This is a genomic window from Stenotrophomonas sp. YJH_SMC_6 (assembly GCF_059371335.1).
In genome coordinates this window covers 286,866-311,883 of record NZ_JCAFUM010000001.1, presented here as the reverse complement: position 1 = coordinate 311,883, position 25,018 = coordinate 286,866, and the positions used below count along the sequence as shown (strand labels likewise).

The following is a 25,018-nucleotide window of genomic DNA, read 5'->3' as shown; positions in this document are numbered from 1 at the left end:
ACCGCACCCTGCGTGGATGCTGCCGCCGGTCAGGGCACCGGCTGCGCCAGGATCTTCCGCACCGAACGGCCGCTGTTGGTGAGGATGTCATCGACCTGCCAGCAGCCCTGGCCCTGGCGCACCATCGGCAACCGGGTCACGTAGGCCTTCTTCCAGACCCAATAGCGCATTTCTACCTGACCGGTGGTCGCCGAGGCCTCTTTCCAGCTGTAACGCACGGGGCTGTCGATGTCGCCATCCTGCGCATCCAGCCACGGATCGGAATCGATCGTGCAGATGCCCTCCTCGCGCTGCTGGCAGGCACGCTCATCACGCAGCGCCTTGCCGAAGGCCGCGCTGACCAGCGCAGCCGGCGGCTCCAGCAGATCACCGTTGCCGGTCGTCGCCTCGTAGAACGCGCGGGCCACAGCCGCAGGCTCCCGGCAGGCGGGAGCAGCCTGCACGGTGGGGGCCAGCAGCAGCCCGGCGATCACGAACATCCCTGTCTTTCGCATGTATTTCTCCTCGAGGGAGTGCCGGCCGCTGGCCGGCACTACAGGATATCCCGGTGCTGCCGGCCAGCGGCCGGCACTACCCGATACCCGGCTTACAACCCGTAACGCTCGATCACGTCCAGGTGCGGCTGGCGATCCTGGTCGCAGGCTTCGGCCAGGCGCAGCCAGCAATGCGGATGCGGCCACGTCGCGGTCTGCTGCTGGAGGAAGCGGTGCAGCGCCAGCGGTGCATGGTCCTGCGGCTGGGCCACGGTGAACAGCAGGCCGGGCAGCGTGCCGTCTTCCACATCGGGGTCGGTGACGGTGTAGTCCGGGCGGCTGTGCGACCACACCTTCCAACCCTGTGCTTCGGCCGCCTCGACGAAGACGTTCCAGGCCTCTTCGCCCGGGTGCGCGCCATCGATCATCCAGCTGCGGGCGAAGCCGCCGCGTTCCAGCACATGCACCTGCGCATAGGTCGGGATGAAATGCTCGCGTGCATCCTCCTCCTCGGGTGCCGGATGCACCAGCGCGGCATCGAACACCACCCAGTCGCCCACCTGCTGGGCGCGGTTGGACGGCGCGTTCTCGACGATGCGCGCGGTCACCGGTCCGCTGCGACGGGCGTAGTACTCCATCGGCTCACCGTTCTCTTCGCTGCGGATGATCACCCAGCCCCACGGCTCTTCGACCACGCCTTCCTGGCTGGACAGCTCCATGCCGATCGCCTTCGCCGAGCGACGCACGGCGTCCCAATCCCGCGCCGCGCTGGCGGCGCTCATGTGGTCCCAATGCGCGGCATTCGGCTCTTCCAGCAATTCAACCAGCTGCGCATAGCAGGCCTGTGCTTCGCTGAAGCGGCCGGTTTCCATGTACATGCGCGCCAGCGTGCCGCGCGCGCCGTGCGAGCCCGGAGACAGCTCCAGAAGGGATCGGGCCGCCTGCTCCAGCGCCGGCCAGTCGGACACGCGGCGTGCACGCTGCACCTCGCACCAGTGCGCGAACACCGGCACGCTGCCACGGTAGAGATCGGCCAGCTGGCGCAGGCCATCGTCGTCGCCCTGTTCGGCCAGCCAGCGCATCAACGTGTAGGCCGCGGGACCATCGTTCTGCGCATGGCTGCGTACGAACCGCCACAGCAGCGCGCGCGCCTCGGGCTGCGCGCCGCAGGCATTGAGTGCGCTGGCCGCCATCTCGGCCAGCGCCTCGTCATCGGGCAGCTCGGCATGCGCCTGCAGCAACCACTGCGCTTCGCGCTCGGGATCGCGCGACTGGTTCTGTTCGCCCTGCGCGTCCAGCCATGCCAGCAGCTCGCCCGCCGGCGCCGGCAGCGGTGCGACATCCGGCAACGCGTCGATGCGCGTGGCCAGGCCGGCCACCAGCGCCGCAGCACCACGATCCTGGCGCAGCTGCGCCAGATGGGTGCGGGCCAGTTCCAGCTGCCGCAGTGCCACCCAGCGCGCGCCACGCTGCAGCGCCAGCTCCAGGCTCAGCGCTGCCACTTCGATCAGCAGGCGATGCGATCCGACCCGGGCAAAGTGCTCGATGATCGTGTTGAATCGCGTGCCCAGATCCCAGGTGTTGCGCGCAGGATCCCGCTGGCAGAGCGCGGCGGCGGTGTTGGCCCACAGGCGCCAGTAGTTCGGAGTCAGCTCGCTCCACGGCACCAGCTGCTGCAGCGCCTCTTCGTCGCGGCCCAGCTGGGCCAGCGCCCAGGCCTTGGACAGGCGGCGCGGCACCGTGCAGTTGGCCGGTTCGTACTCTCCGGACGCAGCAACTTCGGCCTCCCGCTTTTCGATCAGCGCCAGTGCCTCATCGGCACGGCCCATTCCCAGCAGGATCTTGATCTGCATCTCCGGGAAGCTGTCGAACACTTCCTTGCCACAGGCCTCCACGGCATCGGCCTGCGCCTGCAGGTAATCCAGCGCCGCCTGGCCACGACCATCATCGAGCAGCGCGTCGGCCTTCTCGCAGCTCAGGCACTGGAAACACGCCCAGCTCGGGTCGATGCGACCCAGTGTTTCATCGCAGACCTCGATGCGCTCGGGCACCCAGCCCGGGCCATCGATGTTGCCATAGCAGGCAGCCAGATCCTGGGTCACGCAGATCGACTGCGGGCATTCCAGCGTGTCCTCACGGTGCGCACGTTCGAACAGCGCCACCGCTTCGCCCAGCGCGCTCTCGCCTTCGACGCGGTTGCCGACGCGGTTGCGCAGCGCCCAGTGGCCGACATAGACGTCGACCCACGGGTTGTCCAGCGCCTTGCCCAGCGCACGCGCCTCGGGCAGCAACGCATCGACGCGGTCGATCTGCAGTTCACTCACCTCGTCGGCGAGACGGTTCAGCAGGTGCGCGTTCTGCGCCTGGCCGGCCTGGCGCAGGTCACCCTGCAGTTTTTCGACCCAGTTCCAGATGTCCATGGGGTAAGTGCTCCTGTCTAGCGAAGGCTGGATGAGAAGGTACGGTGCTCAGCGCAGCATCTGCTGCAGGGCACCGGCAATATCGGTAAAGGCGCCGTTGAGATCCGGGCCGGGCGTAGCGTTCGCGCGTGCCAGCGGGCGGCCCTGCGCGGCGACGATGATCTTCAGTGAGCGCAGCAGACGGGCTGCGGCTTCGGCCTGTGGATGCCCCTCGCGCTGGGCGCGCAACAGCGCCTGCACTGCCGGGTTGTCGAGGTTGAGGTACAGCCGCGACGGCGCGCGCGACTCGATGCGTGCGGTGAACTGCCGGGCCAGGCGCAGCGCGGCCATCGACACGCGCTTGTCGTTCTCGTCGTCTTCCAGGCGCTGCTTCAGCTCGGCTTCGCGGTCGGGCACCACCACCACCGGCAGCGACTCGGGGCTGAAGCGTGCCGGCAGCAACTGTTCGCCGTCGCCCAGCTGCTCGCGCAGCCATGCCAGCTGCGCCTCGTCGAGGCTGTCATCGCTTCGGAACAGTGCACGGTTACCCTGCTCGGTCCCCAGTTCAACCAGGCGCAGGCCCTTGGCCTGGGCCCAGCGACGCAGGAACGGCACGACTGCATAGCGGTGGCCATGCGCGACCGGTACCCCCATCGCACGGAACAGCATCTCCTCGAAGCCACCGCCATTGTCGAGAATCACGTGCACGGCACCCCGTGCCGGCAGCGCACTGGCCGGCAGGTCGCCCTGCGAAGTCGGCACGCGCACGTGCTCCAGCAGCAGGTCGAACAGGCGGTCATCGCACAGCGCCGCGCCCAGCAAGGCCTCATTATGGCGCGTGAGAACGCGTCGCCAGGCTTCCGGCTGCTGCCGCGCGACGTCGGCCAGGCCATCAATCAGCGCCTCCAGCAGCGCGTGCTGCACGGCCCGGTACTGGTCATCGCGCTGCAGGTCTTCGCGGCTGGCGGTGGGCGTCAGCCGCGAGGATTCGATCACCCCGCCGATGAAACCGGCCCACGGCGGCAGCAGGTCGCGCGCATCGTCGTCCAGCAGCATGCCGCGCACGAACACCGAAAGATTGCGGTTGTCACTGGTGCCGTAGGTAGCGCCGTCCTGGACCCACAGCAGGCCGGTGGCATCGCTGTCGCCATCCGCGTGCAGTGGCACGGTGACGATCGGCTCGAAATCATGCTCGAAGCGCGCAGCGAACTGCAGCGCCTGACGACGCGCCTGCACCGGATGCACGACGACGTCACCCTGGCTGCGCCACGGCGGCGGCTCGGGGTTGAGCGCCTCGGCCGCAGCACCGATGAAGATCGGCTCGGACAGCAGCGCGCAATAGCGGCCCAGCACCTCGTGCAGGCGCGCCTCGTTGGCCAGCGGCAGGAAATCCGGATGCAGCTCCAGTTCCACCTCGGTGCCAACCGCGCGCGCCGGCATTTCGCTGACGGTGTACTGCTCGGCATTGCTGGACACGTACAGATGACCCAGTTCCGGCGTCTGGTACGAGGTGGTACGCACGCTGACCCTGCGCGCCAGCACGAAGGCCGACAGGAATCCGAGGCCGAACATGCCGATCAGGCCCTCATCGTCCTCGCCGCCCTGGCGCAGGCCACGGGTGTAGCCGACGCCCACGGTAGCCAGGTAGTCGTGGATTTCCTGGCGGGTCAGGCCAGCACCGGTATCGATGATGCGCAGCACGCCGGCAGCGGCATCGACCTGTACCGAGATGCGCGAAGGCACTTCGATGCCGGGCTGTTCGATGCGACGACGGATGATCGAGTCGTGCGCGTTCTGCACCAGCTCACGCAGCGCCACCACCGGAGTGGAGTACAGGTGCTTGCCCAGCACCGTCATCAGTCCATTGAGATCGACCCCGGCACGACGGATTTCAGCGTTGGGGGCGGTGAGCGTGGTGTCCTGCATGTAATCGTTTACTCCTGGGCACGGAAAGACGCCAGAGGGCGCCTTCGTCGAGCGGGAAAAACTAGCACAGGCAGGCTGACCGTTGCCGTATACGACGCTTGTAGAGGCAGGGCCCCGCGCATCACGCCGCGTCGATGGCCTCGGACAGGCGCTCCACCGCGATCACTTCCATGCCCTTCACCGAACCGCCCTTGGGCGCGTTGGCCTTGGGCACGATGGCGCGCTTGAAACCATGGGTGGCCGCCTCGCGCAGGCGGTCCTCGCCGTTGGGCACCGGGCGGATCTCGCCGGACAGGCCAACCTCGCCAAAGGCAATCGTCTTTTCCGCCAGCGGCCGGTCCTGCAGCGAGGACAGCACCGCCAGCAGCACCGGCAGGTCGGCCGCGGTCTCCTGTACGCGGATACCCCCGACCACATTGACGAACACGTCCTGGTCGCCGACCAGCACGCCGCCGTGACGGTGCAGCACGGCCAGCAACATGGCCAGGCGGTTCTGCTCCAGGCCGACCGCAACACGGCGCGGGTTCGACAGCGGCGATGCATCGACCAGTGCCTGCACCTCCACCAGCAGGGGCCTCGTGCCCTCGCGGGTGACCATCACGCAGCTGCCCGGCTGATGGGTGCTGCCGCCGGACAGGAAGATGGCCGATGGATTGGAGACTTCCTTCAGGCCCTTGTCCCCCATCGCGAACACGCCGAGTTCGTTGACCGCACCGAAGCGGTTCTTGAACGCGCGCAGCAAACGGAAGCGGCTGCCGCTCTCGCCTTCGAAGTACAGCACCGCATCGACCATGTGTTCGAGCACGCGCGGGCCGGCGATGCCGCCCTCCTTGGTCACGTGGCCGACCAGGAACACGGCGGTGCCGGTCTCCTTGGCGAAACGCACCAGCCGCGCCGCGCTCTCGCGCACCTGGCTGACCGAACCCGGTGCGGCGGTCAGGCTCTCGGTCCACAGGGTCTGCACCGAATCGGCCACGATCAGCCGCGGGCCCGCCCTGGAGGCATGCTGCAGGATCGACTCGACGCCGGTCTCGGCCAGCGCGTTGACCCCATCCAGTGGCAGTTCCAGCCGGTGCGCACGACCGGCCACCTGCGCCAGCGACTCCTCGCCGGTGACGTACAGCACCGGCAGTTCGGCCGCCATCTTTGCCACTGCCTGCAGCAGCAGGGTCGACTTGCCGATGCCCGGGTCACCGCCGACCAGCACCACCGCGCCCTCGACCAGGCCACCGCCGAGCACGCGGTCGAACTCGCCGATGCCGGTGCTGACCCGGCGGTGCTCGGTCTGCTCCACGTCCTTCAGCGCGGTGATCTTCGGCGGATCGATCTTGCCCGCCCAACCCGCCCGGCGCGACGCCGGCGCCTTGGCCGCCGCCGCGCTCTCCAGCACGATTTCCGACAGCGAGTTCCAGGCGTTGCACTCGGTGCACTGGCCCTGCCACTTGCTGAATTCGGCGCCGCATTCATTGCAGACGTAGGCGGTGCGGGCTTTGGCCATCGGATGATTTCCAGCAACGGGAACAGGCGTGGCAGGATAGCCGAGCCGGGTCGCAGGTGCTGCGACCGCTCAAGTCCCGTCTGCCCGCGCCGATAGCTGTCGCGGGCGTGCGCCTTGCGGGCGCCCCCTCCCTCCCCCTCTGGATTCAACATGACTGGCAGTTACAGTCAGAGCCTGGTCGCCATCTCCCTGCTGGTGGCCATTCTTGCTTCGTACACGGCGCTGGACATGGCCGGCCGCCTGGCCACCGCCGAGGGCCGCGTGGCCCGCTGGTGGCTGGCCGGCGGCGCGGCGGCGATGGGCCTGGGTATCTGGTCGATGCATTTCATCGGCATGCTGGCCTTCGACCTGCCGATTCCGGTCGGCTATGACCTCGGCATCACCCTGTACTCGCTGGCCGTGTCGATCGGCGCCTCGGCCTATGCGCTGTGGCTGGTGTCGCGGTCCAGCCTGCCCTGGCGACGTCTGCTGGCCGGCGCCGTGCTGATGGGCCTGGGCATTGCCACCATGCACTACCTGGGCATGGCCGCGATGCGCATGCAGCCGGGCATCGCCTATCACCCGGGCTGGTTCGCTGCCTCCATCGCGGTTGCCATCGGCGCCGCCGGTGCGGCGCTGTGGATTGCCTTCCGCCTGCGTGCCGAGCAGCGCAACACCACGCGCCTGCGCCTGCTCGCCTCACTGGTGATGGGCCTGGCCATCGTCGGCATGCACTACACCGGCATGGCCGCGGCGCGCTTCCCGGAGGGCAGCATCTGCGGCGCGGTCGGCAGCGGCGGCATCGACACGCGTTGGCTGGCGGTGCTGGTGATCGTCACCACGGTAGCGACCCTGGGCATCGCCCTGGTGGCCTCGCTGTTCGACCGGCAGATGCGCGTGCGCACCGGGCTGCTGGCCGATTCACTGGCACACGCCAACGACAGGCTGATCCAGGCCGCCCTGCACGACCCGCTGACCCAGCTGCCCAACCGCATGCTGCTGCAGGACCGCATCGAGCAGGCCATCGAGAAGGCGCGGCGGCGCAACCAGGCGGTGGCGGTGATGTTCTGCGACCTGGACGGCTTCAAGGCGGTCAATGATGCGTACGGACACCAGCTGGGAGATCGCCTGCTGGTGGCGGTGGCGCAGCGTATCGGCGGCCTACTGCGGCCACAGGACACCTTCGCCCGCCTCGGCGGCGACGAGTTCGTGATCGTGCTGGCCATCGATGTTCCCGACGATGCAGTGGTGGTCGCCGAGCGGATCATCGCGGCGGCGGGCGAACCGTTCCTGCTGGATGCAGCCGAGCTGCAGGTCAGCGCCAGCCTGGGCATCGCCCTGTATCCGGCTGATGCCGGCAACGAGCGCGAGCTGATGGCACACGCCGATGCGGCGATGTACCACACCAAGGAGACCGGCCGGAACGGCTATACGTTCTTCACCCCCTCGATGCAGCTCAGTGCCAACCGCCAGCTGCGCCTGCTGCAGGACCTGCGCAAGGCCATCGCCCGCGACGAGCTGGTGCTGCACTACCAGCCCAAGTTCCCTGCCGCCGGCGCACCGGCCACCGGCGCCGAAGCGCTGCTGCGCTGGCAGCATCCCGAGCTGGGCCTGCTGGCGCCGGATGTGTTCATTCCCATCGCCGAACGCAGCGGTCTGATCCTGCCGATCGGTGACTGGGTACTGGACCGTGCCTGTGCACAGCTGCGCGCGTGGCACGATGCCGGACATTCCGAATGGTCGATGGCGGTGAACCTGTCACCGTTGCAGTTCGCCTCGCCGGCGCTGCTGGACAGTGTGCGCGAAGTGCTGCAACGGCACCGCATCGAGCCGGCGTGCCTGACCCTGGAGATCACCGAGACCACGGCGATGAAGGACGTGGACGCCAGCCTGGCGATTCTCAACGACCTGACCGCGATGGGCGTGCACATTGCCATCGACGACTTCGGCACGGGCTATTCCAGCCTGCTCTACCTGAAGCGCATGCCCGCCACCGAACTGAAGATCGACCGCGCGTTCGTGCACGATCTGGAATGCAATGAAGAGGATGCCGCCATCGTCTCGTCGATCATCGCGCTGGGGCGCACCCTGCAGCTGCAGGTGGTGGCAGAGGGTGTGGAGACGCAGGCACAGCGCGAGTACCTGAGCGAACTGGGGTGTGATCAATTGCAGGGTTACCACCTGGGCCGACCGATGGACGCCGAGGAATTCCTGCGCCGGGTGGGGTGAGACCCCATCCACGCATGGCGTGGATCTCCTGGTAGAGCCGGCCGCTGGCCGGCTTCCCGCAACTGCCGGCCAGCGGCCGGCACTACCCCCTGTGCCGGCATGCCAGGTGGGATGAGGCCGATGGCTTTGGGGTCGGATCCCTTGCTGCAGGCAAGGGCTCTGACCCCATCCCCGTACAGCGTGGATCTCCTGGTAGAGCCGGCCGCTGGCCGGCTTCCCGCAACTGCCGGCCAGCGGCCGGCACTACCCCCTGTGCCGGCCATGCCAGGTGGGATGAGGCCGATGGCTTTGGGGTCGGATCCCTTGTCGCAGGCAAGGACTCTGACCCCATCCACGCATGGCGTGGATCCTGGTAGAGCCGGCCGCTGGCCGGCTTCCCGTAATTGCCGGCCAGCGGCCGGCACTACCACCGCGCGTGCCATTCCCGGTGGGCGCGACAAACAAAAAGGCCGCCCGAGGGCGGCCTTTCTGCGTGGCAACGTCGCGCGGACGTCAGTGCATCATGTGTACGTTCATGTTGTGCATGACCCACAGGGTACCGACCACGATGATGCCGATCACCACCACGGTGAAGGCCGCAGCGTTGACGTTCCAGCGGCTTTCCGAAGAGCGGTCCAGGTGCAGGAAGAACACCAGGTGGACCAGCATCTGCAGCACTGCCGTGATCGCGATGACCACACCGTTGACGGTGCGCGAGAAATCACCCGACATCACCATCCAGAACGGGATGACGGTCAGCACCACCGCCAGCACGAAGCCGATCAGGTACGACTTCACGGTGCCATGGCTTTCGCCGCCGGTGCCGTGGTCGTGTGCATGGTTGTCATGTGCCATTACAGGGCTCCATTGAGGTAGACGACGGAGAACACGCCGATCCAGATCAGGTCCAGGAAGTGCCAGAACAGGCTCAGGCACGCCATGCGGGTCTTGTTGGTCGGGGTCAGGCCGTACTTCTTCAGCTGCACGAACATCACCAGCAGCCACAGCAGGCCGGCGCTGACGTGCAGGCCGTGGGTACCGACCAGGGCGAAGAACGCCGACAGGAAGGCACTGCGGTCCGGACCGTAGCCCTGGTGGATCAGGTGCTGGAACTCCCACACTTCCATGCACATGAAGCCGAAGCCCAGCAGCCAGGTGATGCCCAGCCACAGGTACATCTGGCCCATCTGCTTGCGGTGCATGGCGATCATGCCCAGGCCGAAGGTCAGCGACGAGGTCAGCAACAGCGCGGTTTCCCATGCCACGAACGGCAGTTCGAACAGGTCCTTCGCGGTGGGGCCACCATCGGTGCCGCCTGCCAGCACGACGTAGGTGGCGAACAGCGAGGCGAAGATGAGGCAGTCGCTCATCAGGTACACCCAGAAACCGAAGACGGTGTTGCCGCCGGTGTCGTGGTGCTCGTGGTCGTCATGGCCATGGGCCGCCGCATGCGCGGCGTGCCCGTGGCTCAGGGTCGAGGTATTGGTGCTCATGCCTTCAGCTCCGACTTCACCAGGCCCTGGGCTTCCAGGTGCTTGCGGTGTTCGTTCTCGATGCGTTCCACCTCGGCGGCCGGGACCCAGTAGTCCACGTCCTGGTCGAAGGTGCGGTAGATGAACGTGGCGATCATGCCGACGAAGCCGACGATGGCCAGCCACCAGATGTGCCAGATCATCGCGAAGCCGAACACCAGGCTGAAGGCACCGATGACAACGCCCGTGCCGGTGTTGCGCGGCATGTGGATGTCGGTGTACTTGGCCGGCTTCGGCCAGGCTTCACCACGCTGCTTGCGCTCCCAGAAATCGTCCAGTTCGGTGACTTCCGGCAGGGTGCCGAAGTTGTAGAAGGCCGGCGGCGAAGAGGTTTCCCACTCCAGCGTACGGGCATCCCACGGGTCGCCGGTCAGGTCGACGGTCTTCTTGCGGTCGCGGATCGACACGGCCACCTGGATGATCTGGCACAGGATGCCGGCACCCACGATGAAGGCACCTGCGGCGGCAATCAGCAGCAGCGGCTCATAGGCCGGGTTGACGGTGCTCTGCAGGCGGCGGGTCATGCCCATGAAGCCCAGCACGTACATCGGCATGAAGGTCACGTAGAAGCCGATGAACCAGCACCAGAACGCGCACTTGCCCCAGAACTCGTTGAGGCGGAAGCCGAACATCTTCGGCCACCAGTAGGTGATGCCGGCGAACATGCCGAACACCACGCCGCCGATGATGACGTTGTGGAAGTGGGCGATCAGGAACAGGCTGTTGTGCAGCACGAAGTCGATGGCCGGGATCGCCAGCATCACGCCGGTCATGCCGCCGATGACGAAGGTGACCATGAAGCCGATGGTCCACAGCACCGGGGTGGTGAAGTGCACGCGGCCGCGGAACATGGTGAACAGCCAGTTGAAGATCTTCACGCCGGTCGGGATCGAGATGATCATCGTCGTGATGCCGAAGAAGGCATTGACGTTGGCACCCGAGCCCATGGTGAAGAAGTGGTGCAGCCACACGATGAACGACAGCACGCCGATGCAGGCGGTGGCGTAGACCATGCCCTTGTAGCCGAACAGCGCCTTGCGCGAGAAGGTCGCGATGACTTCGGAGAACACACCGAACGCCGGCAGGACCAGGATGTACACCTCCGGGTGACCCCAGATCCAGATCAGGTTGATGTACAGCATGGCGTTGCCGCCACCGTCATTGGTGAAGAAGTGCGTACCCAGGTAACGGTCCAGGGTCAGCAGCACCAGGGTGATGGTCAGCACCGGGAAGGCAGCGACGATCAGCACGTTGGTCACCAGGGCGGTCCAGGTGAACACCGGCATCTGCATCAGCTTCATGCTGGGGGTACGCATCTTCAGGATGGTGATGAAGAAGTTGATACCGCTCAGCGTGGTACCCAGGCCTGCGACCTGTAGACCCCAGATGTAGTAGTCCATGCCGACGCTTGGACTGTATTCGATGCCCGACAACGGCGGGAACGCCAGCCAGCCGGTGGCAGCGAACTCACCGATCCACAGCGACAGCATGATCAGCACAGCGCCCGACACGAACAGCCAGAAGCTGAGCGAGTTGACGAACGGGAACGCGACGTCGCGCGCACCGATCTGCAGCGGCACGGCCAGGTTCATCAGGCCGGTGATCAGCGGCATCGCCACGAAGAAGATCATGATCACGCCGTGGGCGGTGAAGATCTGGTCGTAGTGGTGCGGCGGCAGGTAACCCTCGGACCCGCCGACGGCGAGCGCCTGCTGGGTACGCATCATGATGGCGTCGGAGAAGCCGCGCAGCAGCATGACGAAGGCGACGATGAGGTACATCACGCCGATCTTCTTGTGATCCACCGAGGTGAACCACTCCTTCCACAGATAGCCCCACAGCTTGAACTTGGTGATCAGGGCCATGACGCCCAGGCCACCCAGCACCGCGCCGACCAGGGTGGTCAGCACGATCGGATCGTGGGGGATCGACTCAAGAGAGAGTTTTCCCAACATGTTCATTCTCCCGAACCCGCGTGGCCAGCATGGCCAGCGTGTTCGTGTTCGGTGGCATCCAGGTTTTCACCCGATTCCTTGGAATCATGCGCGTCACTGGGGGCATGCCCCTCGTGCGCTTCATGGCTGGCGGCATCGGCAGCGGCGGCACCGGCGTGCGAGTGCTTCATGCCGTAATGCTTGTTGTCGCCCATGTGCTTGGCGATGACCCAGTCGAACAGGCCTTCTTCGGTCTTGCCGAAGTAGGTGACCGGATACCACTCGGCGTTGCGTGCTTCACCCAGGGCCTTGAACGAGGCCTTGTCCAGGGTCTGCTCACCGGCACGGACCTGGTCCAGCCACTGGCGGTATTCGGCATCGGTGACCGAGTAGGCGGTGAAGTGCATCTTGGCAAAGCCTGCGCCACTGTAGTGCGAGGACATGCCCGGGAATTCACCGGTCTCGTTGGCGATCAGGTGGAGCTTGGTCTCCATCGCAGCCATCGAGTAGATCATGCTGCCCAGGTGCGGGATGAAGAAGGCATTCATCACCGAATCGGACGTGATCTTGAAGTTCAGCGGCGTGTTGACCGGGAACTTGATTTCGTTGACGACCGCCACCTTCTCTTCCGGATAGATGAACAGCCACTTCCAGTCCAGCGAGATCGCCTCGATGGTGACCGGCTTGACGTCCGATTCCAGCGGACGATACGGGTCCAGCGCGTGCGACGAACGCCAGGTCAGGACCGCCAGCACCAGCACGATCATGCAGGGAATGGACCACACCACCACCTCGATCGCCGTCGAGTGGGACCACTTCGGCTCGTAACGGGCCTTGGTGTTGGAGGCGCGATACTTCCACGCGAAGGTCAGGGTCATGATGATGACCGGGATGACGACCAGCAGCATGAGCACGGTGGCCGTGATCAGCAGGGTCTTCTCATCCTGGCCGATCTGGCCCTTCGGACTGAGGATGGCCACGGCATCGCAGCCGGTGAGCATCACCAGCAACGACAGCAGCAGGCCCGGGCGCAACCAGCGCCCAAGGGTTTTCAACGGAATCATCGGTCGATCCAATTGCGAGGGAATGCCGTTCCCCGTCCTGCCTGTTCCGGCCAAAGCCGGTCCCACCGGTCCGGAAGACAGGTAGGGAGGTGGGTCGAGTCAGCCTTTCAATTTTAGGCCGTCACCCACCATTTAAGAAAGGCATTGACATTGATCGAGCGCAGGAAAGGCCCGATTCTGGCTGCGACACGTTGTCGCACCGCGCGGGCATGACGGGGCGCATGACCCAGGGCGGCATTCCGGCCCTGGACGTTCGCGGGCCGTTCGCCCTCGTTCGGCAAAGTCACCTGAATCGGTTCAGGCGTGCTGACGGGTGCCTGGCATGGGATGCTCGGCACAGGAGGAAGACCCCGATGGACAAGATCGACTTCAAGAAGCGCGACCGGGCACTCTATCACCCGCCCGCCGGCCAGTTCGTACCGGTCGATGTACCGCCCCTGCCCTACCTGATGGTCGACGGTCGCGGCGACCCGAACACCGCCCCGGCCTACCTGCAGGCAGTGCAATGGCTGTACTCGGTGAGCTATGCACTGAAGTTCGCCCTTAAGGCCGGGGGCCAGGACTACGTGGTGCCACCGCTGGAAGCGCTTTGGACCGCCGAGGATCCGTCGAGCTTTGTGGCACGCCGCAAGGATGAGTGGAGGTGGACGGCGATGATCCGCACGCCGGATGGGATCCGTCCAGCGCAGTTGGAGGCTGCCATTGCCAAGGCGGCGAAGAAACTGGGCGACGTTCCGGCCAGCCTTCGCCACGACATTCTTGAAGAGGGCCTCTGCCTGCAGACGCTTCACGTAGGCGCCTACGATGACGAGGGTCCGGCCCTGGCCCATCTGCACGACGAACTGATGCCCGCACTGGGTTACACCTTTGCCGGCCCCCATCATGAGATCTACCTGAGCGACCCGCGCAGGACCGACGCGACGCGGTTGAAGACCGTGCTGCGGCAGCCCGTCCGCGCGGAATGACCGCCTGCGAGCACCGCTCTGACAAGGAGCAGAAGCTTCATGCCCCTGATTGATCGTTTACTGCGCTGGACCACCCTGCCCACCGGGCGCCGCGCCTTCGCGCTGCTGTGCAGCGTGTTGTTGCTTGTACTGGCCTGCAATCCCGACCTGCTGCCGCTGCTGTCGCTGATCGATGCACTGGGGATGGATGTGGTGGTGTTGCTGCTGGCCGCACAGGTAACGGTGGTACTGCCATGGCTGCGGGAACGCACCGGGCGATGGTTCCGGCTGGCCATGCGGATCGCGGCCGGGGTGCTGGCCGGGGTGATCGGCGGCTATCTGCGGCAACTGGTGATGCTCGTGCTCATCAGATCCGGCACCTGCTGCGCTATATATAGGGCTTGATCCTCCGGGCCTGCAGGGAAGACATGAAACAGCTCGCTATCACGCTCGGTGCACTGCTGCTGTCCGGCAGCGCATGGGCCGATACACACCAGACCGGAAAAATCACCAAACTGGTTGTCGAATCCACGTTCGTTTCCGTGTGGCTGGAAGGCCAGCCCACCAACAACGAGTGTGCTTCCGACGGGCGCTGGACAATCGATCTGGCCAGCGACAAATCCGGACGGGAAAAGTACGCGGCCATCCTGTCGGCGGCGTCATCGCGGACACCGATCGGCTTCCACGCACTCACCAGCGAAGGTTGCGGCGTGTTCGGAGCAAAGAAGATCTACTATTTCGATCTTGCTTATTGAGGCAGATCTTCTCCCCAACTCGCGCTGCCCCATGGCGGGGATTGCCAACGCCTTCCATGGCCTGACCGGGCTCATTCAATCCAGACGTTGGAAATCGAATGTGACCTTCCTGGTGCACCGGGATGGGACCGGAGGGAAACGCCACTTCGCCACGGCAACCAAGGCTGCGCGCTCATAAGCAGCATTGTCGACCCTCCCCCGGTCCAGCGCTTCAAACTGTGACCGCGTGATGACGGGATTTGTCACCCGCCCATCCTCTTCAACGACGACGGTCGCCACGACAGAGCCACGCACCTGCATCTCAGTCGCGGCGGAAACGATCGGCGCAATGGACTCCACCGGACTGCTTGCCGCCTGGCAAGGCCCAGGGAGCTCCTCACCGGCGCGACATGAGGCACTGGACAAGGCCAACGCAAGCATCAGAACGCGGTTCATTCAACACTCCCGATTGCTGGTGGGGGAGCAGACATTAACCGTGCCGTTCGTGTCGCTGTAGCTCTTCCGGGCAGGCTCCCCCAGCTCACGCGCGGCCCGGGTCTCCACCCCCGTAGCCCGCGCCTCCTCCGAAGATACGCCGACTCGGATCTGCATCACGCCGTTGCTCTCCGAGTTGGACTGTGGCGCAACAAGCGAAGCCTGGAAAGCGGACAATCCAACCCGATCATGCTGGGCAGCATGGCTCACCTCGTGACCGCCCCCCAGAGCAGGAGACTGGATCTCCCCGGAGGATTTGACGCGAAGTCCAGAGGTGACATCAATGCTGATGATTCTTTTGTTCTCGTCATATCCAAAATCACCATTGCGATTGAACTGTATGGTGTAGGTCTCATCGGATAGGAGAATCTGCTTCAGTTCAGAGCTGATGGTTTCTGACTTCATCCAATGGTTGAGCACGGCAGCACCATCGCGCAGCGTCGCTCCGCCTTCAAATGCGTACTTGACGATTCGCCCATCTGGATCCGTGAACCTGTAAGGATTCCCGTTCGCATACCTATACCGATTGAACTGCCCCACCGGCTGCTCATACGCCGTGACCGGATCAACCGACAGGAACACACCCAACTGCGGATCCATGTAGCGCTGCTGCATGTAGATCAGGCCCGTTGCCGAGTCGCTCACGTGCCCGGTATACCCCGGCCCGTCCGTGACCTGACCACCGACCACGGCCCCGTAGGGCTCGTAGTCATAGCGCTTGATCACATTGCCGTTGGCATCGCTCTCAGCCACGACCGAGCCCAGGGCGTCAGTGTGGATGTACGTCACAGTGGTCTGGGCGATTGCGGATGGCGACAGACCAAGGCCGATCAGCAGCACACAACACAGCCAAGCGCCTGATGCCCCCAGCTTACGAATTCGATCTCCACATCTCCTGAAGCGGGTAAACACGCCGCCTGCAGTTCCCCCGAACCTGCGCATCCTTCCAATCTCTAAAAGAGCCTTGAAGCAAGGCTGGGTATTCATAGCACAGGAATGACCGGCTGCAGTTGCCAGGTCAGGAACTGTGCAAGGAGCCATGCGCCTGGGAAGGCGGAGGGGCGGGTAGATCGCGAGGCTCAAAAATCGCGACCTGCCAGCCATGGGCTGGCACTACTGGAGCTGCCGGCCAGCGGCCGGCATACCAGAGCACAAAAAAGCCCCGGCCAAGGCCGGGGCTTTTCTACAACTGGTGCCGGAAACAGGAGTCGAACCTGCGACCTACGCATTACGAATGCGCCGCTCTACCAACTGAGCTATTCCGGCGGAGCCCGCGATTTTACGGGCTGGGCGCCCCGGCGGTCAATCCACCCGGCTCAGTCCGCCTCTACCCGGTTGGCACACACCCGCCCAGCCGCGAAATCCTGCAGGTTCCCCAGCGTGATCGCCGAGATCTCCTGCAGCGCCTCCACGGTGAAGAAGCCCTGGTGGCCGGTCACCAGCACGTTGGGGAAGGTCATCAGGCGCTGGAAGGCCTCGTCGTCGATGATCTCGCCGGACAGGTCCTGGAAGAACAGCGCGCTTTCCTGCTCGTAGACGTCGATGGCCAGGTGGCCGAGCCGCCGCGACTTCAGCCCGCGGATCACTGCATGGGTATCCACCAATCCGCCGCGCGAGGTGTTGACCAGCATCGCGCCCGGTTTCATCCGCGCCAGCGAGGCGTCATTGATCAGGTGCTGGGTATCGGGCGTCAGCGGGCAGTGCAGCGAGACGATGTCAGCGCGCGCCAGCAGTTCATCCAGCGCCACCATCTCGCCGATACCTGCGAAGGCCGCCGACGGATACGGGTCGTGCCCCAGCACCGTGCAGCCCATGCCCTTGAAGATGCGCGCGGTGGCCAGGCCGATCTTGCCGGTACCGACGATGCCGACCGTGCGGCCATGCAGGGTGCGCCCGAGCAGGCCGTCGAGCATGAAGTTGCCTTCGCGCACGCGGTTGTAGGCACGATGGGTCTGGCGGTTGAGGGTCATCACCAGCGCCAATGCGTGCTCGGCCACGGCTTCGGGCGAGTACGCCGGCACCCGCGCGACGAACAGGTCCAGCGCTTTCGCAGCGGCCAGGTCCACATTGTTGAAGCCCGCACAGCGCAGCAGCACGGCCCGCACACCCAACGCGTGCAGCGCGCGCAGCACCTGCGCATCCAGCCGATCGTTGACGAACACGCAGACCGCGGCGCAGTCCTGTGCCAGCGCTGCGGTATGCACATCCAGCGCGGCATCGAAGTAGATGAACGTGTAACCCTGCCCCGCCGCCTCACGCAGGTTGGCTTCGTCCAGGAAGCGACGGTCGTAGGGTCGGGCGCTGAAAACGGCGATCTGCATGGAAGAACCTGGATGGAATGCCATGCCGACCATACCGCAGCCACGCGTCCGTGGGGATGGCACCGGCGATGCGAACATCGCCGGTGCCCTGTGCCACTCAGAACTTGTAACCCAGCCCCAGCATCACGCCGTTCTGGATCTGCCCGTCACGACGCTCGCCCACGTAGTCGGCCATGATCGACAGGCGTTCGCTGGCGCGGCTGGTCACGCCCAGGTTCCAGGCCAGCACCTGCTCGCCCACGGCCTGGCTGCTTGCCCCGAACACCAGATCCGGTGCTGCGGCGAAGCCGGTGCTGTAGCGCGCCTGCGAGTCACCCAGTTCCTTCTGCCAGACCACGCGGGCACGCGGGGTAATGCGCTCGCCGTTGTTGCCTTCGAAGGTCCTGAACAGCTGCAGGCCGGCGCCCACGCGGATGCTCTCCAGGCTGCCGCTGCGACCGACCAGTGCACCCGCGCCCTGCCCTTCATTGAAGCGCGTGGCCGAGGTACGCGCGTAGTCCACCACCGGCAACAGCGGCTGGATCACCAGGCCCTTGCCCGTGGTGAATGAGAACGCGTGCTCCACCCGCGCGGAGATCGCATCGTTGCTGTACTTGGCACGCAGCGGCTGCTGCAGGCCATCGATACCGCTGACGCTGCGGCGGGTGTCGTGACGCAGGTCTGTGTAGCGCACCGCCGCCGAGAGATAGCCGCGCGAATAGGTCGCGTCCAGGTAGCCGCCCACGTCCAGCGCGCGCACGTCACCGCTGAAGTTGGAGCCGTCGCGGCCCTTGGTCGACATATCCGCCGCGGCCACGCTGACGCCCAGAGTGACGCGGTCATCGGCAACGCGGGTATCGGCGCCGACGACGATGCCGCCGATGTTATGGCTCAAGCCTGCCACGCCACCGTCGGCATCGATGCGGCCGTGGCTGGCGAAACCGCGCGCCCACAGGCCATGGTTGCGACCAGAGCCACTGCCTTCACCGCCACCCGCCGCCGGCTCGACCAGATGCATGGCCAGTTGGTTGAACAGGCTGCCGTGGCGCGTGCCCGGCTGCGCCGACACCGATTGCGCGGCCTGCGAGGCCAAGCCGTCGGCATCACCGCCACTGCGCATCGCGGCCTGGTGCTGCTGCACCACGTTGCCGATGCTGCCCACCAATGCGTTGTCGGCCAGGCGCAGGGTCGCGTGCGCGTCACCGCGCAGGGCACCGGCCTGCTGTGCGATAACGTCACGGTCGGCGAACTGCAGGGCGCCAAGCAGCGACTTCAGGCCACCATCCCTGCGATCGGAAGCGGTCGCCAGCGCGCGGCCCAAGCCATCGCCGGAAGTGCCGTTGGTGAACAGGCCCAACTGGTCGAAACCCGGGTTGGCGGTCAGCCACAGGCCGTCAGCGGCCTGCTTCACGTTGAAACTCAGCAGCGAGTTGTGGCGCGGGCGGAACACTTCGCCGCCGGTGATGCTGGCGCTGTAGCCGGTGTCACCCAGGCGCACGACCTCTTCGAAGCCGCCCTGGTAGATCGGGCCCTGCACCAGGTCACGGCGGAAGTCCTGGCCGTAGTAACCCTGCGCCACGTTCAGTTCGAGGAAGGCCCCTTTGGAGATCACCAGCGCGCCGTCGGTCTGCTTGCTGTCGAAGAAACTGCCTACGCGCAGGCGGCCACTGCCCGCCCCGCCGTTCTCGGTCACATCGAACAGCACCTTCCCGCCCGGCATGATGTTGACGTAGCCATGGGTGACCAGATCGCCGCCGCGCGGCATCAGGGTCCCGTACACGCGCAGGCGGTTGAAGCCGTCCTCGCGCCAGGACGGGCGGGTACCGCTGGCCAGCGCACTGAGATCCATAGCGGTGCCGGCCACGTCACCATTGCCGACCAGCATGCCTGCGCCCATTACCCGCACCTCCGAAGCGCGCAGGGCGCCGCCTTCCAGCGCGATGGTGCCGTTGTCGACCAGCATGAAGTCGGCACCGGTGGTCGCGGAGGTCCGCCATGTCGCGCCGTTGGTCACGCGGATCACGCCCATGGAGTTGTCCAGCGTGGACACATCCAGGTCGCCCAGGCGCAGCTTCGACAGCAGCAGGGCCTTGTATGTGGGATCGTTCTGGTAGTCCTGTACCGAGTTCGCGCCGATGCCCTGCGGACCATTGCTGGAGGCGTTGTAGATGCTCTGCGCCAGGTTGATGTAGCTGGACTGCCAGTTGGTGTTCCAGCGCGCGAAGTCATCATCGACGAAGGTCTGCAGCTGGCGACCGGTGCGCAGGTAGCCCGGGTTGATGTCGCCGCTCACGTTGGCGGTGACATTCAACGTATCGCCCGGATCGCGGTAGCCCTTGGCGGTGATGACCCTGTTGCTGTAGATGTCCTGCCCCGGGAACGACTCCAGCTTGCTGCCGCTGCCATCAGGATCGAAAGTGACCGAGGCACCCGTGGTGCGCGCCGGATCGCGGAACACCAGCAGGCCGTTGGGCTGCACGACTTCATACATGGCCTTGTGCAGCAGCCCGGCATCGATGCCACCGCCGTAGTTGCCGGTGTAGATCTGGGTCATCCGCGGCGACGGCGTGTAGATCACTTTGCCGCTGTTGCTGGCCGCGTGGATCTGTACCGAATCGACGATCGGCAGATCACCGGCCAGATAGCGTTCGACGCCACCGGACTGCATGATCGAGCAGGACGAAATGCAGTGGCCGGACACGATGGTGTTCAGGCCGGACGTGCGGATCACGCCCTGCAGCCACTCGCCGGCGATCAGCGCGCCACCATTGGAGGTGCGCAGCACCACTTCGCGGATCGGCCGGCCCTCGGCCTGTGCCTTGGCCAGCAACGCGGGCAACGACACCACATCGGCGTAGGTCACCCCGCCGCTCAGGAAGATGCGATCCCCCTGCACGTGATAACTCATTGCCATGACGTCATCAGCCGCCGCGATGGCGCCAACGGCGATCAGCCCGGCCAGGGCCAGGCTCAACTTCGAATGCTTCATACGTTCTCTCTCTCCACCCGCAACACGCGGGTAAGGAGTCAAACGGCAAAGCGCCGGAATCTCCCCCAGCCCGGTCGGCCGGAAAAAATGAATGCATTCACAATGAGAGAGGGGCACCACACACTCTTCCCCATCCGGTCATCGTCGCGTAAAACTCGAAGGCGCACCCGCCAACGTCAGCCGAGGCCAGCCCTGTCCGTTCCGTCCCCCCTGATCCACCACGCGCCGGAGCCACCCGCACCTGCGGACGCCTTCATCGCGTTCGTACGCGAGGAACGCGCGCCACTGTGCGCGTTCCTGCGCACACGGGGCGTCGGGCCGGAGGATGCAGAGGACATCGCGCAGGACTGCATGGAGCGGCTGATCCGCTATCGCGCGCACGGCACCGACGAACTGCGCCTGCTGCTGTATCGTATCGCGCGCAATCGCCTGGCCGATCGCGGCCGATCGCCGCAGTCGCGACCGCACCTGTCACTGGCCGAGCATGATGGTCACGACGAGCCCACCAGCCCGTCGCCGGACCCCTTGCGCCAGGCAGAGTCCGGGCAGATGTTGTCCCTGCTGCGGCAGGCCCTTTTCAAATTGCCCGAGCGTGCGCGCGAGGTGTACCTGCTCAACCGGATCACCGGCATGAGCTATACGCAGATCGCGCGGCACTGTGGAATTACAGCCAAGACCGTGGAAAAACACATCGCCCGCGCCCTGCAGGGCCTGCGCCAGGAGTTGGGACCGGATCCGCTGCACAACGACGGGGATACCGAATGAGCAGCCACCGGCACACGGAAGACGCCTCGCTGTTCGCACGCGCCAGCGCCTGGGTGGCGCGGTTGGAGGCCCCGGACTGCACCCCTGCCGAACGCGAGTCGTTCGAAGACTGGCTGGCTGAAGACCCTGCCCATGTCAAAGCCTGGGCGCAGGCCGAAGATCTTTTCCAGCAGAGCCAGGGCCTGGCTGCGGACCCATGGCTGCGGACGGCTGCGGCGCGTGCGGCACGGCCTGCCCGACGCCGCTGGCTGCCTGCTGCGGCCGCGGCCGCTGGTATCTGCCTGGCCATCGGCGTGGGCTGGATGGTAGCGGTGGATGGCAACCCAGCCCCGCAGCGCTTTGCCAATGACACGCATCAGGCGCAGCGGCTGACCCTGCCCGATGGCAGCGTAGCCATGCTCGATGCCGGCACGACGCTGCACGCACGCTTTGGCTGGCGCCACCGCGAGCTGGACCTCGAACGCGGCCGCCTGCAGCTGCAGGTCGCGCCATCGAACAAAGCACTGCAGCTGCGCGCCGGCACCAGCACCATCCGCGATATCGGCACCACCTTCCAGGTCGAGCGCCTGCACGATGGCCTGGTCGAGGTCGCGCTGCTGGAGGGTGCGGTGGAAGTCAGCAACGGCGCCGCCCAGCACACCCTGGCCCCTGGCCAGCAACTGCAGGTACTCCCCTCCGGGCGCATCCAGCCCGGTCCAGCGCTGTCCTCCACGGCAGCCGCCGAGGGCTGGCTGCATGGGCAGCTGGTCTTCGATGCCACCCCGCTGTCGATCGTGGTCGAACGCATGAACCGCTATGGCCATGCACCGCTGGTGATCGCCGACCCGGAGATCACCGATCTGGCAGTCAGCGGCACGTTCCGCGCAGGCGACGCACAGGAGTTGCTGTCCGCGCTGGAACTTGGCTGGTCCATTGCTGGCCAGACGCGCCCGGATGGCGCGCTGGAACTGCGCCGCACGTACTGAGGAGGCCTGCGGTGATGGCAGGACCAGGCGCGCTGCAGTGGGGGCTGCTCCGCCCCCTGCTGTGCCTGGCGCTGCTGGTCGCCGCGCCGCCTGCCGCCCTCGCAGGCGATCCGGCTGCCACCCACGACTACCGCATCAACGCTGGCCCGTTGCCCTCGGCATTGCAGCAATGGGCACGGCAAAGCGGCATCGCTCTGGTGTTCGATGCCCGGGAACTGGCGGGGCTCCATGCCAACGGCACCCATGGCCAGGCCGATCCAGCATCGGCCCTGAAACAGCTGGTCGCCGGCATGCCGGTGACCATCCTTCGAACACCGTCCGGTGGCTTCGTGGTCCGCCGCATCCGCGTCGCGCCCGCCGTCGCGCCGCCGGTTCCGGCAACGGTGGCGCCGCGCCCGCGCATGCCCCCGCAGTCGCCCCCCCAAGTGGACCTGGCGCCGATCCATGTCACCGGCAGCCGGTTGCCGCGCACCTCCGTGCAGACCACCCTGCCGGTGACCACGATCGATCGCGCAGATATCCTGCGCAGTGGCTACGGCAGCCTGTTCGACCTGCTGCGACACCTGCCCGGCATGAACGGGCTGCCAGCGATGAGCAGCGCACGCAGTGGCGATTCGCAGTACCTGCCTGTCGGTGCAGCCGCCACCACCAGCCTGGATGGCATGGGACCGCGCGCCACCCTGTTCCTGGTCAATGGCCGGCGCCTGCCCCGTTATCCGATGGTGTCCCTGGAACAGGGCGGGCTCACCGACCTGGGCGGCATTCCACTCAGCTTTGTCGAACGCATCGAACTGGTGCGCGGCGGTGCTTCGGCCATCTACGGTGCCGATGCCATGTCCGGCGTGGTCAACATCATCCTCCGCGACCAGGCCGACGGCCCGGAGGCAACGCTGCAGACCGGTCTGAGCAGTCGTGGCGACGCCGGCCAGTACCGCGTGCAGGCCGCCACCGGAGGCCTGCGCGGGAGCGGCGACCGCTGGTTCGCAGGCATCGACCTGCATCGCGTCGATCACCTGGCGGGGGACCAGCGTGACTGGCACGCAGAGACGTCGCAGTACCTGATCGGCGCCTTCCGCGATGGCGACTACTGGCCCGCTACGCGCTGCGACGGACCATTGAAACGACGCAATGGCGCCTGCTGGTTCGACAGTTCGCGCCCTCGTTCGCTTCAACCGGCCTCCGATACCGCCTCGGCCTATCTGCGCTACCGGCATGAGCGTGGCCAGGGACGCTACGTCTATGCCGAAGCCCGCGCCAGCCACAACCGGCAGCGTTTCGATCTGGGCCCGACCGCCGTCGCCCTCGGCCTGTACGGCTACACCTTCAACAGTGTCCTGCGCGAAGCCGGCAATGTGCGTCCCCAGGTCCGTGCCACCGACGCCGATCTCACCCTGGGCATCGGCCGGGACCAGGGCAGCCACAGCTGGGACGCCGGCATCAGCGCGCAGCGCAGCGACGTCACCCTGGCCACGCCGGGCACCGTGCGCGCCGAACCATTCATCGAGGCGGCGCAGTCGCTCAGGTTCCTGCCAGGCTTCGATGCATTGCCCGCCGATGAAGCCACTTCGCTGTTCCCATCGATCCGCAACCGTGGACTTACCGAGCAGTGGCAGGGCTGGTGGGGCATACAGCGCGCATTGATGCCGATGCGGGGCGGCAATGCGCAGCTGGCTACCGGCATCGATCTGCGCCACGAACGCTGGACGTCGCACCCGGACACCCTGCTGAGCCAGGGCGATCTGGCACTGGGACTGCCGCAGCAGCAGCGGCGCCTGTCGCGGCAGAGTGGCGGTGCGTATGCGGAACTGGGCCTGCCACTAACGTCGGAACTGCGCATGGACCTGGCCGCGCGCTGGGACTACGACGGCGACTACACGGCATTCTCGCCCCGTGCCGGCCTGCGCTGGACGCCAACACCGCACTGGTCGTTCCTGCTGGCCAGCGGCCGCGGCTATCGCGCGCCCAGCCTGTTCGAACAGCGCCGCCCGCCAGGACAGTTCGGCACCCTTACCCTGCCCGTCTCAAGCGCACTGCCACCTTGTGCACAGAGCGAGCCGGACGGCCGCTGCGTGGTCACTGCGGATGTGGAGGAGAACAACGCGCTCAAGGCCGAGAGCTCACGCAGCCATTCGCTGGCGGCGACCTGGTCACCCAGCGATGCGTTCTCGCTTTCGCTGACCCACAACATCGTCGAGCTGCGCAACGAGATCCTCGCGCTGCAGCCGGCCGATGCCGTGTGGAACCGTGACACTTGGCAGTTGGATGAGGATGGCAACCTGAGCAGCCTCCGCCTGTCGTTCGACAATATCGGCCGCACCACTTCCCGCAACTGGGTGCTGCGTGGCGAATACCGGATCGACACCGGCAGCACCGGCCAGTGGTTGTTCTCGCTGGACGCGCTGAAGCAGCAGGAGCTGCGCCGCCGTCGGGACCACGAGCCGGCGATCGACCTGCGCGGGCATGTCACGCCCGAGATGGCGGCGGTCCTCAACGTGCAATGGCAGAACAGCAACTGGGACATCGCCCTGCGCGGCAACCAGGTGGGCCGCACCCGCGCATGGCTGCCCGGCGCCGAGTGCCCGCAGCGGCAGATCGAACAGAACCACTGCATGAATCCGCGCCAGCTGCGCTGGAACCTGCACCTGGCGCGCCGCCTGGGCACACGCGTCATCGCGGCGCTGGACGTGCACAACGTGCTTGATGCGCAACCGGTGAACTACCTGGTCGGCAATGGTGGGCAGATGCCGGGGCTGGACGATCCACTGGGTCGCTACTACCTGCTTACCCTGCAGTTCCGCTGAGCGTAGTACGCT

19 protein-coding genes and 1 tRNA gene are annotated in these 25,018 nt (G+C 66.1%); 7 read left to right on the top strand and 13 right to left on the bottom strand.

Annotation, left to right across the window (positions count from 1 at the left end; genetic code table 11):
- Positions 1 to 29: 29 nt before the first annotated feature.
- The 4 genes from AC5P9N_RS01520 to radA form a co-directional block, all read right to left on the bottom strand.
- A complete protein-coding gene (locus tag AC5P9N_RS01520) occupies positions 30 to 494 on the bottom strand; it encodes a YqhG/Tai3 family protein (protein ID WP_099484362.1) in 465 nt (154 codons plus the stop codon).
- A 92-nt stretch (positions 495 to 586) separates the two neighbouring features.
- Complete coding sequence (locus AC5P9N_RS01515; protein WP_099484361.1) at positions 587 to 2,893, bottom strand: tetratricopeptide repeat protein; 2,307 nt, start codon at positions 2,891 to 2,893, stop codon at positions 587 to 589.
- 48 nt (positions 2,894 to 2,941) lie between these two features.
- Complete coding sequence (locus AC5P9N_RS01510; protein ID WP_099484360.1) at positions 2,942 to 4,798, bottom strand: ATP-binding protein; 1,857 nt, start codon at positions 4,796 to 4,798, stop codon at positions 2,942 to 2,944.
- A gap of 121 nt (positions 4,799 to 4,919) precedes the next feature.
- Positions 4,920 to 6,296, bottom strand: a complete 1,377-nt coding sequence (gene radA / locus AC5P9N_RS01505; RefSeq protein ID WP_005408586.1) for a DNA repair protein RadA — start codon at positions 6,294 to 6,296, stop codon at positions 4,920 to 4,922.
- Between the two features lie 150 nt (positions 6,297 to 6,446).
- Between radA and AC5P9N_RS01500 the strand changes: the two genes are divergently transcribed.
- Positions 6,447 to 8,504 carry a putative bifunctional diguanylate cyclase/phosphodiesterase gene (locus AC5P9N_RS01500; RefSeq protein WP_099484359.1) on the top strand — a complete coding sequence of 686 codons (2,058 nt, stop codon included), beginning with the start codon at positions 6,447 to 6,449 and terminating at the stop codon, positions 8,502 to 8,504.
- Positions 8,505 to 8,996: 492 nt separating this feature from the next.
- Here the strand turns inward: AC5P9N_RS01500 and cyoD are convergent, their stop codons facing one another.
- Genes cyoD through cyoA form a run of 4 tightly spaced genes read right to left on the bottom strand, consistent with a single transcriptional unit; the run spans position 8,997 to position 13,013 of the window.
- The gene (gene cyoD, locus AC5P9N_RS01495; protein WP_005408584.1) at positions 8,997 to 9,338 is read right to left on the bottom strand and encodes a cytochrome o ubiquinol oxidase subunit IV; all 342 of its coding nucleotides are present in this window, start codon (positions 9,336 to 9,338) and stop codon (positions 8,997 to 8,999) included.
- Positions 9,338 to 9,976 (bottom strand): cytochrome o ubiquinol oxidase subunit III, encoded by a 639-nt coding sequence (cyoC, locus tag AC5P9N_RS01490; protein WP_005408583.1) that lies wholly within the window; start codon positions 9,974 to 9,976, stop codon positions 9,338 to 9,340. Before cyoC ends, cyoD begins: the two co-directional genes overlap by 1 nt.
- Positions 9,973 to 11,970, bottom strand: coding sequence for a cytochrome o ubiquinol oxidase subunit I (gene cyoB / locus AC5P9N_RS01485; RefSeq protein WP_005408582.1), 1,998 nt, complete (start codon positions 11,968 to 11,970; stop codon positions 9,973 to 9,975). Before cyoB ends, cyoC begins: the two co-directional genes overlap by 4 nt.
- Positions 11,971 to 11,972: 2 nt before the next feature.
- On the bottom strand, positions 11,973 to 13,013 hold the full coding sequence (gene cyoA / locus AC5P9N_RS01480) for a ubiquinol oxidase subunit II (protein ID WP_005408581.1): 1,041 nt from the start codon (positions 13,011 to 13,013) through the stop codon (positions 11,973 to 11,975).
- A 353-nt stretch (positions 13,014 to 13,366) separates the two neighbouring features.
- On the opposite strand from cyoA, the gene AC5P9N_RS01475 reads away from it, so the two are divergent.
- The 3 genes from AC5P9N_RS01475 to AC5P9N_RS01465 are packed head-to-tail and all read left to right on the top strand — an operon-like array spanning position 13,367 to position 14,712.
- The gene (locus AC5P9N_RS01475) at positions 13,367 to 13,978 is read left to right on the top strand and encodes a GyrI-like domain-containing protein (RefSeq protein WP_043034112.1); all 612 of its coding nucleotides are present in this window, start codon (positions 13,367 to 13,369) and stop codon (positions 13,976 to 13,978) included.
- A gap of 39 nt (positions 13,979 to 14,017) precedes the next feature.
- Entirely contained in the window at positions 14,018 to 14,362 is a 345-nt protein-coding gene (locus AC5P9N_RS01470) for a hypothetical protein (RefSeq protein ID WP_005412641.1), read from the top strand.
- A gap of 23 nt (positions 14,363 to 14,385) precedes the next feature.
- Positions 14,386 to 14,712: a hypothetical protein gene (locus tag AC5P9N_RS01465; RefSeq protein WP_005408578.1), complete on the top strand. Its 327-nt coding sequence runs from the start codon at positions 14,386 to 14,388 to the stop codon at positions 14,710 to 14,712.
- A gap of 75 nt (positions 14,713 to 14,787) precedes the next feature.
- Here AC5P9N_RS01465 and AC5P9N_RS01460 read toward each other — a convergent pair whose 3' ends face one another.
- The 5 genes from AC5P9N_RS01460 to AC5P9N_RS01440 form a co-directional block, all read right to left on the bottom strand.
- Positions 14,788 to 15,012, bottom strand: a complete 225-nt coding sequence (locus AC5P9N_RS01460) for a TonB family protein (protein WP_227415829.1) — start codon at positions 15,010 to 15,012, stop codon at positions 14,788 to 14,790.
- Positions 15,013 to 15,147: 135 nt separating this feature from the next.
- On the bottom strand, positions 15,148 to 16,173 hold the full coding sequence (locus tag AC5P9N_RS01455) for an RHS repeat domain-containing protein (protein ID WP_414489026.1): 1,026 nt from the start codon (positions 16,171 to 16,173) through the stop codon (positions 15,148 to 15,150).
- 203 nt (positions 16,174 to 16,376) lie between these two features.
- Positions 16,377 to 16,452: transfer RNA gene (locus AC5P9N_RS01450), tRNA-Thr, on the bottom strand.
- Between the two features lie 50 nt (positions 16,453 to 16,502).
- Positions 16,503 to 17,507: a 2-hydroxyacid dehydrogenase gene (locus tag AC5P9N_RS01445; RefSeq protein ID WP_043034114.1), complete on the bottom strand. Its 1,005-nt coding sequence runs from the start codon at positions 17,505 to 17,507 to the stop codon at positions 16,503 to 16,505.
- Positions 17,508 to 17,604: 97 nt separating this feature from the next.
- On the bottom strand, positions 17,605 to 20,475 hold the full coding sequence (locus AC5P9N_RS01440; protein ID WP_099484358.1) for an autotransporter outer membrane beta-barrel domain-containing protein: 2,871 nt from the start codon (positions 20,473 to 20,475) through the stop codon (positions 17,605 to 17,607).
- 255 nt (positions 20,476 to 20,730) lie between these two features.
- On the opposite strand from AC5P9N_RS01440, the gene AC5P9N_RS01435 reads away from it, so the two are divergent.
- Genes AC5P9N_RS01435 through AC5P9N_RS01425 form a run of 3 tightly spaced genes read left to right on the top strand, consistent with a single transcriptional unit; the run spans position 20,731 to position 25,006 of the window.
- A complete protein-coding gene (locus AC5P9N_RS01435; protein ID WP_080052359.1) occupies positions 20,731 to 21,240 on the top strand; it encodes an RNA polymerase sigma factor in 510 nt (169 codons plus the stop codon).
- Entirely contained in the window at positions 21,237 to 22,205 is a 969-nt protein-coding gene (locus AC5P9N_RS01430; protein ID WP_062606741.1) for a FecR family protein, read from the top strand. The genes AC5P9N_RS01435 and AC5P9N_RS01430 overlap by 4 nt, the downstream gene beginning before the upstream one ends.
- Before the next feature lie 14 nt (positions 22,206 to 22,219).
- Positions 22,220 to 25,006: a TonB-dependent receptor gene (locus AC5P9N_RS01425; protein WP_062606740.1), complete on the top strand. Its 2,787-nt coding sequence runs from the start codon at positions 22,220 to 22,222 to the stop codon at positions 25,004 to 25,006.
- Positions 25,007 to 25,018: the final 12 nt, after the last annotated feature.

Bases quoted from the DNA above. Each gene is read 5' to 3' on its own strand.
- AC5P9N_RS01520 (WP_099484362.1), bottom strand. From the start codon at position 494: ATGCGAAAGACAGGGATGTTCGTGATCGCCGGGCTGCTGCTGGCCCCC.
- AC5P9N_RS01515 (WP_099484361.1), bottom strand. From the start codon at position 2,893: ATGGACATCTGGAACTGGGTCGAAAAACTGCAGGGTGACCTGCGCCAG.
- AC5P9N_RS01510 (WP_099484360.1), bottom strand. From the start codon at position 4,798: ATGCAGGACACCACGCTCACCGCCCCCAACGCTGAAATCCGTCGTGCC.
- radA (WP_005408586.1), bottom strand. From the start codon at position 6,296: ATGGCCAAAGCCCGCACCGCCTACGTCTGCAATGAATGCGGCGCCGAA.
- AC5P9N_RS01500 (WP_099484359.1), top strand. From the start codon at position 6,447: ATGACTGGCAGTTACAGTCAGAGCCTGGTCGCCATCTCCCTGCTGGTG.
- cyoD (WP_005408584.1), bottom strand. From the start codon at position 9,338: ATGGCACATGACAACCATGCACACGACCACGGCACCGGCGGCGAAAGC.
- cyoC (WP_005408583.1), bottom strand. From the start codon at position 9,976: ATGAGCACCAATACCTCGACCCTGAGCCACGGGCACGCCGCGCATGCG.
- cyoB (WP_005408582.1), bottom strand. From the start codon at position 11,970: ATGTTGGGAAAACTCTCTCTTGAGTCGATCCCCCACGATCCGATCGTG.
- cyoA (WP_005408581.1), bottom strand. From the start codon at position 13,013: ATGATTCCGTTGAAAACCCTTGGGCGCTGGTTGCGCCCGGGCCTGCTG.
- AC5P9N_RS01475 (WP_043034112.1), top strand. From the start codon at position 13,367: ATGGACAAGATCGACTTCAAGAAGCGCGACCGGGCACTCTATCACCCG.
- AC5P9N_RS01470 (WP_005412641.1), top strand. From the start codon at position 14,018: ATGCCCCTGATTGATCGTTTACTGCGCTGGACCACCCTGCCCACCGGG.
- AC5P9N_RS01465 (WP_005408578.1), top strand. From the start codon at position 14,386: ATGAAACAGCTCGCTATCACGCTCGGTGCACTGCTGCTGTCCGGCAGC.
- AC5P9N_RS01460 (WP_227415829.1), bottom strand. From the start codon at position 15,012: ATGCAGGTGCGTGGCTCTGTCGTGGCGACCGTCGTCGTTGAAGAGGAT.
- AC5P9N_RS01455 (WP_414489026.1), bottom strand. From the start codon at position 16,173: ATGAATACCCAGCCTTGCTTCAAGGCTCTTTTAGAGATTGGAAGGATG.
- AC5P9N_RS01445 (WP_043034114.1), bottom strand. From the start codon at position 17,507: ATGCAGATCGCCGTTTTCAGCGCCCGACCCTACGACCGTCGCTTCCTG.
- AC5P9N_RS01440 (WP_099484358.1), bottom strand. From the start codon at position 20,475: ATGAAGCATTCGAAGTTGAGCCTGGCCCTGGCCGGGCTGATCGCCGTT.
- AC5P9N_RS01430 (WP_062606741.1), top strand. From the start codon at position 21,237: ATGAGCAGCCACCGGCACACGGAAGACGCCTCGCTGTTCGCACGCGCC.
- AC5P9N_RS01425 (WP_062606740.1), top strand. From the start codon at position 22,220: ATGGCAGGACCAGGCGCGCTGCAGTGGGGGCTGCTCCGCCCCCTGCTG.